This is a genomic window from Arthrobacter sp. AD-310 (assembly GCF_054656615.1).
In genome coordinates this window covers 161,180-174,679 of the sequence record NZ_BAAHNO010000022.1, presented here as the reverse complement: position 1 = coordinate 174,679, position 13,500 = coordinate 161,180, and the positions used below count along the sequence as shown (strand labels likewise).

Here is a 13,500-nt window from a genome sequence, read left to right as displayed (position 1 = left end):
GATCGTCCTCGTCGACCGACAGGGATCCACTCAGCAGACGGTCCGCGTACCCCACCCCGGCGAAGCCATCTAGCAGCGGACCCATCAAGTCGTGAGTGATCCCAGTCCTTTGCGAAACAGGTCCTGCTCGCAGAAACAATTCCGTAAATCATTTTTCGATTCATTCGTGCGAATGACAGCACGACCCGCCCAAGGAGAACCAGCATGAAGAGCACCACTTCCGTCCAGACCACCGTCCGCGTAAGTGACATCCCCGCCATCATTGACGACCCCTCACGCGGCGTCGTCAGCCTCGTGGGAGGCCACGGAGGTCTGTCGCTGATCACCGGTCCGATCAACCGTTCGGGTCTCGTCATGGGCACACTGTCCATCGAGACCGAACACGGTGTGGTGTATCTGGACCCAGAGGAGATTCAGGAGATCAGCGAGGAGTGGCCCTACCCCGAGACCCACGACTGGATCGTCTCCTGGGAGATCGACAGCACGGGTTCGACTCCGCAGGAAGCTGCCGCGAAGGTGTGGCGGGAGCAATTCGGTCGGTGCTTTGCCGGCACGGACGACGCATGCATCTTCACCGTCACCGACACAGCGAGCGGCGAGTTCGTGAGGATTGACCTCAGCGAGGACTCATCTGTCTCAGTCAAGGATTGAGCGTGGATTGGAGAGCTAGCCATGAACAGCTGATGAGGAACCAGCCCGACGAACCACCCCTGGATCTACTGGAACCCCGTACACCCCGGCTCGGCCGGACGCGTACGGGGTTCTTTTCTGTACCTGCCCGTTCACTTGTCGATGACCCCGAATAGCCTCGCCACGGGGTCACCAAAGGTGACCCGGGCGAGACATGGATGAAGGTGGGGGTAGGCTGTTCTCACAAGTGCGTCACACACGCGTGAATCCTTCCTGAATAAAACTTCATCCCAGCCGGAAAGACGAACCGCCATGCTCAAGAGCTTGACCTCCACCGCCAGTCACGACGCTGTCGGCTGCAACGGCCCGCAGAATCCCCATGGCAGTCGCACCCATAACGCAGCTTGGGCCAGGGAGTGCACGACCGGATTCATCTCCGAAGTAGAGAAAATTTCCACCCTGCCCAACCTTCCCATGAACGCCGAACAGGCTGAAGTCCTGATGGACACCGACGGCAACGTTACGGTCACCGTGGTCCTGGACAAGGAAATCTACCTCCGCTATGTCGTCTCATCGACCACGGGGGAGGGGGCAACACCGGAGGACTACGCCCACGGGGCAGCTTTCAAGTTCGGCCGCCCGCGTGAATCCGCAGCGGAAATCATTGGGGTCTCCGGCTCCGACTTCATCGTTTCCTACAGCACACACGTCAGGGAGTACCTCGACGACTAACCCCCGTCATCGCAGAGACGTCTACGACGATCACATCTCCCAGTTCGATTCCAAGGCCACCTGTCCCTACCCGCTTGAAGAACACCAGGATGCCGGAACCTGAATCTCCCCGGCACAGGCCATGCAGCGCCCCTCCCTTATGGGTGCGGGCGCTGTTTGTTTAGGCCCGGCCCAACGGATGGGCCATTCACTCGATCATCAGATCCCAACCAACCGTCAACAAGAACCGGAGCGCTACCCATGAATGAAGCAGCCAGCACGAAAGCCCCCGCCGGTACGGACCTCGGAGAAGGAAACTCCGCGGAGGGAGAGGCACTCCCCGAGGAGCTCATCTTCGAGGACACCGACTCCTGGGTCGAAGACACGCCGGTCACGCAGAACACGATCGTGCGGACGGTGGCCTTCCTGGCGGATGGGCGGACAAGCTCCTTCCTGCTCCGCGAGACTGTCGCATCCCTCGTGGCCCGCCAGAAAATCGAGAGCGCCATCGTGGACATTTCCACTGAAGCGGGAATCGTCACCGCCCACCAGCTTCTGGAGTCCGGGATCGACTACACCATCTTCGACACGGTGCCGCCGAAAGTGGATGAAGAAAATCGTCCCCTCGTGGAGGTGATTCGCTCCCGCTCCCAGGGCACAACATCCTTCGACCCTGGAAACATCGCCGCCATCGACGCGAACGTCGTGCTGATGCCGGCCCCGGCTGAAGACTCCGGACCTGGCATCGACGTTTCCGACGGCACCATCACGGCCGTGGTCTTGGAGCAGTTGCAGGCAGCCGGGCTGAGCTGCCTGATGCTGCTGCCTCCGGAGGCAGGACTGCGCCGACAGGACGACGGCAGCTACGTGCGCCTGACCTTGCAACTGGCTGAATAGCCGGCCGGATCCCCGCCCCGCTACTGCCCAACCCACAGGAGAAAACAATGAGCACAGAAACACAGTTCGCTCCGCCTGCACTCCCAGGAATTGCAGCAACCACCTACAGCGGCGAGGCACCTGACCTGTTCAGCCTCCTGCGCGAACGACGCGGCTGGACCGACGAATACCTTGCCGCCATAGACCAGCCCGAACATGACACCCTCCTGGACCTGGACCGGATGCTCCTTGAACTCAAGCGAATCCACAACAGCCAGGAGCTGCTTGTTGTTGTGCCGGACTTCGATATGGACGGAATCACATCCGGCGTGCTCGGCTACGCCGGCTTCAGTGAACTCGGCTTCAACGTGACGCTGCATATCCCGGACTACAACCGGGGCCACGATGTCACGACGGCCGACATCGTTGAGGTACACAGTCAGTACCCGGCGGTAAAGGCCATCATCACCTGCGACGGCGGCGTGAACTCCCACGAAGGAATCGCGCTGGCACGCAGCCTGGGGATCACCACGCTGGTGACCGACCACCACGTTGAGCTCAGCCCCGGCTCGAACGCCGACATCACCGTGGACCCGGCCCGGATCGACGAGACGTACGCCCACCCCGGCATCTGCGGTGCCCATGTGCTCTACCAGGTGCTGGAGGCGTGGACGCTCAAATACCTGCCCCGGAAGTTGGACAGCATCCGAATGCTGAAGCTCTTCGCGGGGATTGGGACGATCTCGGATGTCATGCCGCTGCTCTATGAGAACCGGCAGCTGGTCCGGGACTCCGTCTCGCTGGCGCGCCTGCTCTACGTCGCCCCGCCTGATGACCCGGAGGAGGAAGCGGACATCAATTCCACTACCCTGATGACTCTGTTGCGGTCCGGAGGTCATAATCCGGTATTCGTCGCAGCCTTTGAGGGCTTCAGCATCGCCCTGAGGGAATTCACCAAGGTCGGAAAGCTCCGGTCCATCACCGACGTGAACGAGGGCTTTTACGGGTTCTACCTGGGTCCGGCCTTCAACGCAGCACGACGCATCGGTGGCTCGATGTCGGACTGCTTCGGAGTGTTCATCGCACCCACGCCAGAGCAGAAGGCGGAGTGTATGCGCCGAGTCATCGAGGGCAATGAGCTGCGCAAGGAACTCACGATCCAGCACCTGGAGGAGATTGAGAGTACGGACCAGCCGCTGGCTCCGTATGTCTATTTCTCGGAAGCGCCGGCTGGAATGCTCGGGCTAATCGCCGCGCAGCTGATGCACCGCACCGGAACACCCACTGTCGTGGTCCACCGCACGGCCGACACAACCCAGCCCACCGGAGGTTCGGCCCGTTCACCGTTCTGGTTTCCGATCATCGAAACCATGACCGCCGCGGGCTTCACGGCTATCGGGCACGAGAACGCGTGTGGTGTGCGGGTAAGCGACCATGACGAGCTGCTGCGTTTCCACCAGGCGATGTCGGCAGCAGCGAAGAGCCTCATGGCTGACCTGGTCAGCAGCGGAGAATTCTTCGATGCCACGGCCCCGGACCTGCGTTTCGGATCCACAGAGGACTGCGACGCGAACCTCAGCGACATCGAGGGGATCGCCACGATGACTGAACGGATCGAGATGTTGGTGCCTTTCGGCCACGGGTTCCCCCGCCCCGAGTTCGAGCTGGTACTGGATCTGGCCCAGTGCCACATTCACACCCTGGGTTCCGAAGACCAGCACATCAGGCTGACGACCCGTAACGGGCTCAAGTGCCTGTGGTGGAACTCGGCCGATCAGCTCATGGAACTGAAGGAACGTGCGGACTCGCCGCTTCCGGAGGAGCGCAACATCCGGCTGCGCGTCTCATTCTCGATGAACAACTTCCGGGGCAACGTCTCGGTCCAGGCAGTCGTCTCCTCCGTCGTCGAAGAACCTCCCTTCTAGAAAGGCGTGTCATGCCCAACCCCATCAACACCCCTCGGGGCTGGTTGTCATCGCTGGCGGTGATTACAGGTGCCCTGATTCTCTACCTGGGCGCCGCCCTGGCCGCCGGACTGCTGTCAGGCAGTCCGGCCATCGGATCCGCCGCGGCCAATGCGGTGCTGTTCGCAGCTGGCCTGCTCTGGCGGCGCTGGACACGCCAGGCGGGGGACGGGCTTCCCGGGGACAGCAGTTCCGCTGCCCGGAGACCGGGGTTCTGGCCACTGGTGCTGACCAGCCTGGTCTTGTGCTGGCTGGTCGGGCAGACGGCGGCCGTGTGGCTGTATGGCTTGCTCGGATCACGGAACTTCGATGAGTACGCCTCCGCCAAGGCCGGGACCCCGGTGCTGCTGATGCTTCTGGTTGCCCTGGTTCTGGCGCCACTGGGGGAGGAGATGCTCATGCGGGGTGTGGTGTATCCACGGCTGCGCTTCCACACGCGCCCGCTGGCGGCGGCCGCACTGAGCTCTGCTGTGTTTTCGCTCATGCACCTGAACCTGGTACAGATCGCGGCCACGGTGCCGCTGGGGTTCCTGCTGGCGGCGGTCTATGAACAGACCGGCCGGCTGACCCCCGGGGTCTTGATGCATGCCGCCTTCAACGTGGTGTCAATGGTCGTTCCGCCGGCCTTCGTGTCCGGGTTCAGCTCACTGACCTTTGTGATGTTGGGAGGCGCGGTGCTGGTTTTGCTCCTGATCCGCCTGTACACGCCCCTTGGAGGGGCCGGTACGGCGATCATGACGTCCGGTGCTGCGGGATCCGGTTCTGGATCCCTGGCGGGTAAATAAGCATGTGCTGTCACAGCACAGGGCCTGAGTGCGTTCCGACGCACTCAGGCCCTCTTTTTTTGGGCTCGAAAAGCAGCCTGGGGGAGTGCCAAATGGCTGATGGCTCAAATACCCGGCCAGGGTGTTGGCTTCGGGTATTTGAGCATCAAAAAAGCAGGGGATGCCGGGGTGGTGACCTGATCCAGGTCACCGGGGGTGGGATTGAACAGTTCCTGGTCAATGCCGGGACAACAAGAGCTGCCGAAACACGAGGCCCCAAACAAGGAGGTGAGAGCTATGCGAGTCAGCCACACCAGGTACAACAACGACGGCCAGCTGCTGGCTCCGCGGACCTCTGACCTGAGGGGCGCGCAGCTCCACGTCGGCGGCCAACCGACCACCGAGGCCGGCTTCTACCATCGGTTCAAGTTCGAGGCCTATGACACTGCCGGACTGCTTCGTAAGACAAGGCGTTTCTTCGACCTCATGTCCGAGGTGCCGGGGTTCAGCACCCTGAGCCTCCGGCCGTACGAGGTTCGCTTCGGCGCCTACTACCGGGCCGGGCTGGAGATCGTCTACGTCGTCGAGTCGCCCTGTGTCGGCGTGCGGTAACACCAAACACTCCCGAGTCTCCAGACTGTGAGACTGGTTCACTACAATTTGGGCCGTCGCGGCTTCTCGACTGCACCGGCAGCGAAGTCGCGGCGGCCCATATTTTTTAATCCCGACCGCAAATGACCCTTACCGACCACTGCCGGACGGACATTAAAAGGTCGGAGGGTCTCCCTCCCACAGGAAACCCTCCGACAAAGATTGCTATGCAATCCCACACTCACACATACACTGGCCCGAAAGCAGCGTGAACCCCAGAATAGCTGGTGTAATGAAACCGATGCAACACTGGAGTAGCCATAAACCAACGAATTACACAGGAGAACAACCCGCATGAAGAAGCTTCTTGAGAACGAAGGCACGACGAGGTTCATCGGGGTCAGTATCCTGGCCGGATCGCTGCTTTTGGGACTGGCCGGCTGCGGCTCCGGTGAAGCCGAGGACGCGTCGCCGCAAACGACGACGAGCACCGCTGAAGCCTCCGCAGAGCCCGAGGTCAAGGAGTTCCCCGCGCGGTTCGTGCGTGCCGTCGATGGAGACACCGCCGAGGTCCAGCCTGTGAGTGAAAAAACCGGCGATCCTGAGGGAGAACCTGTCACCGTGCGTCTGCTGGGCATCGACGCTCCCGAGATGGATCAGTGCGGTGGCCCGGAAGCCAAGGCCGAGTTTGAGCGGATTATCAGCCCTGATGCGGCTGTGGTGGTCAGGTACGACGAGAAGGCCGACCGCAAAGACCAGCATGACCGCACGCTGGCCTACATGTACTTCGGTCCCTCGGATCTGGGCACCAGGCTGGTCAGTGCGGGATTCGCCGGAGCCTGGTACCCCAGCGGCGAACCCGAGCCAAAGGCCTTCGCCACCTACAAGACGTCCGCTGACGCCGCCAAGGCACAGGGCAAGGCGTCATGGGCCGCGTGTGGCACCCTGGGGCGCTGATAGCCCCTATTGGCACACCCTGTACCGTTTCTTAGTGAAAAACGGTACAACCCGAAAAACCCGTCCTGACATGGGAAAACAGCCGTTTCGACCGGCCCTCACCAATAGCCTGTACCGTTTTTTTCCTGGAAACGGTACAGGCTTTTTTGTTGCTAAACCAGGGGAATCGACACCCAAAACAACCATGTACCGCGTGTACCGGATTTTTTTCGGTTCAATGCGTGTGCGCGCATGCGTGCGCATGTACGTGGAAAAGTACGAGTTTGGCGGTACAAACGGTACAACCCAGTACTCAAGGGCCGATATTGCTTGAAATGGCGGGCTTTTTGGCCTGTACCGTATTTTTTTGAAGTTGATCTTAAATAAATACACATACCACCCCTGCGAACCCATGATTCCCGGCCTGAACAACGCTTTGCCAGCTGTACCGTATTTTTTTCCTGAAAACGGTACAAGCGGTACAAGTGTTGTTGTTGCCCGCGCAGTCCGGCCGCCCCAATCCCCGGAGACATCGGTCGCTTTCATCAGGACCAATCGTCTGAGCCCGGGCGTCCCACATCGCGTCGAAGCGCAACTGCACCTGCTCACGACCATGCGCCCTAACTACGTGAAGAATTTCGCCGCGCGTTAGCTGGCCGGTATTGCGCCGGAGACCCTACCGGAACATTTCCAGGCCAGGGTGATCCTCGAAATCCGGATCCAGAGTGCCCGTGCCTTCGATGTCGGTGATCTCCCTCGCCTCAGTGACGGAGTAGACGTATCCGATGCCCTCTTCCCGTCCGGACCAGCCGAGTTCATCCTCGTAACGGGCAACGATGAGATTTTCCGGCGCGTCAAGGCTCTCATTCCCGATCCGTTCACCGTCCTTGTCCAGCAGTACTGCAACATAGGCCCGGGGTCTGTCCAGGTTCGCAAAGGCGGGGGGCTTGTCAAAGTTCAAAAACATGTCGGGATCGAGGACGTGCCATTGGAACACCGAGGCGTCCGGGAACTTTTCCAGAATCTCGTCGGACATCTTGCGCATGATGGGGGCGTGCTCGGGCGACGGCTGCGGCATGGGTTTCCTTCCGGTGTGAGACCAATTGAAGGCAATCTAACAGGGGCCAGGCAGCGGCGCCTTGCCGCCGCACACACCTGAGCATGAGCACTTCCACTACACGCCAGCGCGGTCCAGCGACCGGCAGAGGAGCTTTGGTTTGCCTACACGGGCTGGAGGCGACCCTCCAGAAAACCGCACGAGGCTTTAGCTGCGCCTCCCCGGGAAGCTGGCGGGTCCTGCTGACGGGGCTGGTCCCGGTGGGCTCTGAGGTTTGGCTGCCCGAAGGTCAGCGCGCGATGCGCGCTCGGGGGCCTGGTTGGAACCCGGGTGCCCATGGCACCCGATCCGTCTTCCACGCCTGCCCACCCCTTCCGCAGATAGGACCACCTGCCGTGAACCAGCGATTTCTTTTCTGGTCCCTGCTCCTTCTCCCAGAGAACTGGATCCGGAGCGGGGGCCCTGTTCCGGCTCGGAACCAACACCCTGTCCTTTGTTGCCGCCATATACGCTGCGCTTGGCTTCGTTACCGTGGCGGGCTTCGCCGGAGGGATCATCTTCGGACATATCGCCCTGGTGCAATTCGAACGCAGCAACGGCCAGTAGGCCGGCCGGCGACTGACACTGGCCGCAGTTGCCTGCTCGGTCTGGCGGCGTCTGCAAAGCAGTAAACGAACGTGCTGGAAAACCAGCCGAAACGTCGCACTTCTCATCGCCGTAAGATCGACACGCTTTGCCTACGTCGGGTTGTCTAATCCAGAAGATGTACTAAACTCGAACGTACCTGTTTTACTGCAATACGAGCCGATTCGCACTCCCACAACGTGACTCGGTCCGGCAGTTGAACGGGACTCACACACCCGAAAGGTACCGCTATGGCTGTCCCGCAGAACGAGATCATTCGGTCGGTCACATACGAATACCTTGCCGACATTGATCCCAAAAACCCTCCGGCACCCCCGATCATCGAGCGGGATCTCATCGACAAAGTGAACGCCTCATTCACCCTCGAAAACACCGGACGTGCACCCGGCAACAAAATCGTCCTGCTCAAGAAGCTCACCTGCACCCAGATCGCCCAGGTCATGCTGAAGCTGAACCGCGTAGTGCGGATCGCGCCGGCCGGAAAGAACACCGATCCTGATTACGACCTGCTGGCCGTCTACTGCGATGAGGGTGAGGACGAAGGAATCTACCTCACCAGTGACAGCAGCTTCAGCAGGATCGCCCGCAGCTACAACTACGACCTCACAACCAACGATTTCAAAGAAGTCCGGGCAGCCCTGATGGACGGCGCACCGCGGACCTACCGCTGCGACGACAAGGACCTGATCGCCGTCAAGAACGGCGTCTTCGACTACCACAGCAAAACGCTGCGTCCCTTCAACCCCAACCTGGTGTTCCTGTGCAAGTCGCAGGTGGAGTACGACGCGAACGCAATCAACCCGGTGATCACCCACCCCGGTGACAAGACCGTCTGGGACGTGGAGTCCTGGATGAGCTCGCTGTCAGACGACCAGGAGATCGTGGAGCTGCTCTGGGAAATCCTCGGGGCCATCATTCGCCCTCATGTCCGCTGGAACAAGTCCGCCTGGTTCTACGCCGAGCAGGGCAACAACGGCAAGGGCACCCTGTGCGAACTCATGCGCAACCTGACCGGTCCGGCAGCCTATGCCTCGATCCCCATCAACGATTTCGGCAAGGAATTCCTGCTGGAGCCGCTGACCCGGGCCAGCGCGATCATCGTGGACGAAAACGATGTCGGCACATTCGTGGACAAGGCCGCGAACCTGAAGGCGATCATCACCAACGACGTCATCTCGATGAACCGCAAGCACAAGACGCCAATTGCGTTCCAGTTCTGGGGGTTCATGGTGCAATGCCTGAACGAGTTCCCCAGGATCAAGGACAAGTCCGACTCCTTCTACCGCCGGCAGCTGTTCGTGCCCTTCACCAAGTGCTTCACCGGTGTCGAGCGCAAATACATCAAGAACGATTACCTGCGCCGGGACGACGTGCTGCAATACGTGCTCAAGCGCGTGCTGCACATGGATTACTACTCGCTGTCCGAGCCGGAGGCCACGCAGCTGGTGCTTGCCGAATACAAGCAGTTCAACGATCCGGTTCGGGCCTTCTTCCAGGAATTCGAGGACCAGTTCACCTGGGACCTGCTGCCATTCCCGTTTCTATACGACCTGTACCGCGCCTGGTTTTCCCAGACGTCGCCCTCGGGCTCGCCGGTCGGCAGGAATATCTTCATCAAGGACCTGGTCAGCATCGTCAAGCAGTCACAGACCTGGTACTGCACGGACAAGGAATTGAAGATCCGGCCCTCCACCAAGCTTTCCAAGCCGGAACCGCTGGTCATCGAGTACGACCTCAAGGACTGGACCAACAAGACCTACACCGGAACCACGGTGGCGCAGCGGGCCCTGCCCTACCCCCTGAAGGCGAACTACAGGGGACTGCTGCGGCGGGTGCCCCAATCCGGCCCGGACAGCAACAGTCCTGAGGAACCCGGTGATGGCGCCAGTGCCTTCACCGACAGCTCCGTAACACCATTCACCGCCGGTGAAGCCGACCCTGCAACCGCAGACCAGGCATCCGAACTGGCAACGTCATCCCCTTGATTCCATCCACCTACGTCACCTCACAAAGGAGGTCACCATCATGTCCGCCCAGATCCAGAAAACACCGGTGACATCGAGCAATGCCCTCTTCACCTACTACGACATTGAGTCGTTGAACAACGTCTTCACCCTTTGTACCTTCACTCCGCACACCAACGCCGTGGAGGTCTTCTATCTGGTGGACCCATCAGAGAATGAACTCTCGACCACGCTGCGGTCCGGGGGAATCAACATTCCCCGGACCTGGCAGGCCATCGTGGAGAAGAATCCGGCCTACACCGGAGGCCCCGGACAGCGGCCCATGACCTTCTGGGACCTGAGCACGCTGGCCGCCAACGAACGCCTGGCCTCGGTCTTCGGCCTTTCCGATGCCGAGCATGTGAACAACCCGGCATCGGCCTCGACTTATCCGGACCGGTTCAGAATCACCTGTGACACGGATCCGGACTATGACCCGTTGACCAAGCACCCCTTCCTGGCCGGCTACAACTCCTTTGCCTACGACACCGTCATGCTCGCGCTCTACCTGATGGAGGCCTTCGGCCACGTCGGGCCCGGGACGGAGTTCGTGCCGGTGAAGGCATCGGCCATGCGCGAGCACAACAACCAGCTGTTCAGCGATGAGTTCCGGTCCTACATGCCCGGCTACCTCACCAAGGGGGCCGTCGCTGACGGCGATGGATGGAACTCGCATGTCCACAAGATCCGCCAGAACATGCTCAACACCGGCCGGCACATCGACATCGCCCGGCTGAACGAGTCCCAGCAGCGGGTGGGCCTCAAGCGCCTGCTGGGAATGCTTGGCCGCCAGATCCTCGAATCCGACCGTCTCGGCGGCCACAACGCCGGCCTGGACACGGTCGAGGATCTGATGGACCTGCTCGCCTACAACGTCTCCGACGTCGTGGGCCTGGCCAAACTCTTTGCACACCCCACCTACGCCAGTGCCTTTGACCTGAAAAAGGCCCTGCTGGATGAATACCCGGAAACGATCTACGAGCAGAAGTACGGCAACTACGCACCGGATATCCGACCCAACAAGGTCCGGCGCAGCCGGTTGACGCCGGATGCCTCCTCAGCGAAGTTTGTGGGCCTCATCCTGAGTCCCTACGGGAACCTGAACGACATCGAGACCGTCAGCTTCCTGTACCCCTCTGAATCAGTTGCCAGGGAGCAGAACATCCCCCGGGTGAACGTGCTGGAGTCCTCCAGGGAGTTCTTCTTCGAGAACATCGCGGATCCGGCCGCCCGTGCCGAATTCATGAAGGTCTACGACTACTACAAGTCGATCGAGGGGAAGAATTTCAACGACTCCGAGGAGTACGCCAAGGTCTACCCGCTGAGCCGGCGTCCGGTGTCCTCCCTGGCAGCCATCCCCAAGGCGCCGAACAACCTGCCGTACTTCATGGCCGACGGGACTCCGTCAACCTGCTTCGCGACGTTCTCCACCGGCGGCATTCACGGGGCAGAAGCCAACGTGGCTGCCTACAGTACGGACATCATCGAGTACCAGGAAGCCCAGCTGGCGCTGAAGGAGACGCAGGAGTTCTTCCCCGACCCCTGCGACCTGATCGCCGAGGCCAAGCGTCAGGCAGCACTGGTTGTGCTGCCTGACGGCACGGAGATCAATTACAAGGCTGTTCTGCTGGGCAGCGACCCCGAGAAGGTCCACTACCGCAAGACGGCGCCCAAAGCGGAACCGGATTCGGAATGGATGATCGCCAAGGCCAAGCAGTTCTACCCCAACCCGGCGGACCTGCTGGCACTGGCCAAGGATGAACCGCACAAGCTCACGCTTCCCAACGGCCGCGTGGTCGATTACCGCAGGGTACTCGCCAACACGACCCAGAAGGGGGCTGCTTACAGTGAGGTTCCACAGGGGAAGAGCCCGGAGCTGTTCGTTGCCAAGACGGACGGGTCCACCAAGCTCAACCCGAAGTACACCTTCACGTCCGCGGCCGCTGCCATCCACGAGGACTTCACCAGCTACTACCCGAACATGCTCCGCAACATGAGCGCGTTCTACAACGAGGAGCTGGGGCAGGACCGCTACGCGAAGATCTTCTTCGACAAGGAACGCTACGGGCGCGAGATGAAGCAGCCGGGCATCAGTGCTGCCGAGAAAGCCCATCTCGCGGCGCTGCGCAACGGAACCAAGCTGATCCTGAACACTGCATCGGGCGCCGGCGACACCACGCACAAGACGCCCATCAGAATGAACAACCAGATCATCTCCATGCGGATCATCGGCCAGCTGTTCTCGTGGCGGATCGGGCAGGCCCAGACCCTGGCGGGGGCAAGAATCATCTCCACCAACACCGATGGCCTGTACTCGGTCCTGGACGAGGAAACCAACAACCGGGTGCTGGCCGAACAGGCTGCGCTGATCCACGTCGACATCGAGCCGGAACCGCTGCTGCTGGTCAGCAAGGACTCCAACAACCGCCTGGAGCTCGAAGTCCCCAAGGATCCGTCCAGGAAGTGGGACACGAAGATCATCTCCGCCTCGGGGGCTTCTCTGTCCTGCCACGCAGGGCCACAGCCGACCAAGTCCTTGGCTCATCCGGCGGTGCTCGACCACGGCCTGGCGCAGTATCTGCGTCTGATCATCGGCGAGTACCAGCCGCAGTGGCGGAACGCACCGCTGTCACTGAATGAACCCATGGACCGGGTGATTGGGCGGAAGATCCTTACCGCTGTCATCGAGAAAGATGATCCCGTTCACGCAGCCCAGCTGTTCCAGAACGTGATCGCCGCCTCGATGGGTTCCATCACTTACCCCTTCGCAGCCGATGCCTGGGCAGAAGGTGATGACCCGGAGGAGATCCGGAACCCGCGTGCGCTTCAGCACTTCAACCGGATCTTCATCGTCAAGCGGGGAACCCCCGGCGCCGTTAGCCTCAGGGCAGCCGGCGCCTGGGCAGTGACCGCGGCCTCGGCCGCCCGGCGCCGGCGGGACGGGGCGAGCCCTGTTTCCACAGATCCGATCGCCAGGAACATCCTGCGCCAGCAGGGCCTGGCCAAGGACCACATGGATGCGGCCCTGAATAACCTGAAGCTGCTGCCTGAGAACCAGGACGTAGCGGTCAGGAAAATCTCCGGGATTGATCCGAAGTGGAGCGTGCTGATCATCAACGATGATCTGCACTGCCTGCCGGCGGACAGAATGCGCAGCCTGCTTGAGTATCTGGACCTGGACATCTACACCCAGATGCTGGCCGAGTCCTTCGAGGGCAACTGGATGAACAGGACCGAGAACGATCAGGTCCTGAACGGACCCCTCGCTCAGGAGGACGAAGAACCGGCAGAGGACCTGGTGTCTGCCCTCGCATAGCGCCTCT

At 61.0% G+C, this 13,500-nt stretch carries 11 protein-coding genes; 10 read left to right on the top strand and 1 reads right to left on the bottom strand.

The features are described from left to right. Positions 1-204: 204 nt before the first annotated feature. From ACYQ1Z_RS14500 to ACYQ1Z_RS14465, 8 genes are all read left to right on the top strand, one after another. Positions 205-651: a hypothetical protein gene (locus ACYQ1Z_RS14500; protein ID WP_459793243.1), complete on the top strand. Its 447-nt coding sequence runs from the start codon at positions 205-207 to the stop codon at positions 649-651. 291 nt (positions 652-942) lie between these two features. Then, a complete protein-coding gene (locus tag ACYQ1Z_RS14495; protein WP_459793242.1) occupies positions 943-1,362 on the top strand; it encodes a hypothetical protein in 420 nt (139 codons plus the stop codon). A gap of 240 nt (positions 1,363-1,602) precedes the next feature. Further along, positions 1,603-2,238: a hypothetical protein gene (locus ACYQ1Z_RS14490; protein WP_459793241.1), complete on the top strand. Its 636-nt coding sequence runs from the start codon at positions 1,603-1,605 to the stop codon at positions 2,236-2,238. Between the two features lie 47 nt (positions 2,239-2,285). Beyond that, positions 2,286-4,142, top strand: a complete 1,857-nt coding sequence (locus tag ACYQ1Z_RS14485; RefSeq protein WP_459793240.1) for a DHH family phosphoesterase — start codon at positions 2,286-2,288, stop codon at positions 4,140-4,142. A gap of 11 nt (positions 4,143-4,153) precedes the next feature. Next, a complete protein-coding gene (locus ACYQ1Z_RS14480) occupies positions 4,154-4,966 on the top strand; it encodes a CPBP family intramembrane glutamic endopeptidase (RefSeq protein WP_459793239.1) in 813 nt (270 codons plus the stop codon). Between the two features lie 276 nt (positions 4,967-5,242). Further along, positions 5,243-5,557, top strand: a complete 315-nt coding sequence (locus ACYQ1Z_RS14475; RefSeq protein ID WP_459793238.1) for a hypothetical protein — start codon at positions 5,243-5,245, stop codon at positions 5,555-5,557. A gap of 333 nt (positions 5,558-5,890) precedes the next feature. Further along, the gene (locus ACYQ1Z_RS14470; protein WP_459793237.1) at positions 5,891-6,493 is read left to right on the top strand and encodes a thermonuclease family protein; all 603 of its coding nucleotides are present in this window, start codon (positions 5,891-5,893) and stop codon (positions 6,491-6,493) included. A 34-nt stretch (positions 6,494-6,527) separates the two neighbouring features. Further along, complete coding sequence (locus ACYQ1Z_RS14465) at positions 6,528-6,806, top strand: hypothetical protein (RefSeq protein ID WP_459793236.1); 279 nt, start codon at positions 6,528-6,530, stop codon at positions 6,804-6,806. 342 nt (positions 6,807-7,148) lie between these two features. Here ACYQ1Z_RS14465 and ACYQ1Z_RS14460 read toward each other — a convergent pair whose 3' ends face one another. Continuing rightward, entirely contained in the window at positions 7,149-7,550 is a 402-nt protein-coding gene (locus ACYQ1Z_RS14460) for a hypothetical protein (RefSeq protein ID WP_459793235.1), read from the bottom strand. An 854-nt stretch (positions 7,551-8,404) separates the two neighbouring features. Here ACYQ1Z_RS14460 and ACYQ1Z_RS14455 point away from each other — a divergent pair. Continuing rightward, a complete protein-coding gene (locus tag ACYQ1Z_RS14455; RefSeq protein WP_459793234.1) occupies positions 8,405-10,159 on the top strand; it encodes a DNA primase family protein in 1,755 nt (584 codons plus the stop codon). Between the two features lie 40 nt (positions 10,160-10,199). Further along, positions 10,200-13,493, top strand: coding sequence for a hypothetical protein (locus ACYQ1Z_RS14450; protein WP_459793233.1), 3,294 nt, complete (start codon positions 10,200-10,202; stop codon positions 13,491-13,493). Positions 13,494-13,500 lie beyond the last annotated feature (7 nt).